At 65.2% G+C, this 581-nt stretch carries 1 protein-coding gene; it reads left to right on the top strand.

The window, feature by feature from the left end:
* Positions 1-581 (top strand): autotransporter outer membrane beta-barrel domain-containing protein (locus tag C5748_RS27425; protein ID WP_146119657.1); only part of this gene is annotated, 581 nt, incomplete at both ends.

Raw genomic sequence — 581 nt, 5'->3', positions numbered from 1 at the left:
CCGCTCTACCAGCCGGGCGTGCCGATCTACGAGGCCTATGCGCAGGTGCTGCAGGAACTCAACGGCGTGGGAACGCTGCGCCAGCGTGTCGGCAACCGCTACTGGGGCGGCGCCGCCAATCCGATGCTCGAACAAGGCGATGGTCCGGGCATGGAAGTTGCACCCGATGCCGGTGCGACGATCGACACGGCCACCAATGTCTGGGGGCGGATCGAAGGCGCGCATGGCCGCTTCGAGCCGAAATATTCCACCAGCGCCACCCAATACGACATCGACACCGTAAAGCTGCAGGCCGGCCTCGACGGCCAGCTCTACGAGAGCGAAGCCGGCAGCCTGATCGGCGGACTGACCGTGCATTACGGCCATGCCAAGGCGGATGTCGGCGCCGTGCACGGCAGTGGCAGCATCACTGTCGACGGCTATGGCTTCGGCGGCACGCTGACCTGGTATGGCGAGAGCGGGCTTTATCTCGACGGCCAGGCGCAGGTGAGCTGGTATGACAGTGATCTTGGCTCGCACACGGCACACCGCACGCTTGCCGACGGCAATGACGCCTTCGGCTATGCCTTGAGCCTGGAAGC

It is taken from the genome of Phyllobacterium phragmitis (genome assembly GCF_002980495.1).
Classification (GTDB): domain Bacteria; phylum Pseudomonadota; class Alphaproteobacteria; order Rhizobiales; family Rhizobiaceae; genus Paramesorhizobium; species Paramesorhizobium phragmitis.
The sequence above is the reverse complement of the archived record's forward strand: the minus strand, read 5'-3'. Positions and strand labels throughout refer to the sequence as shown.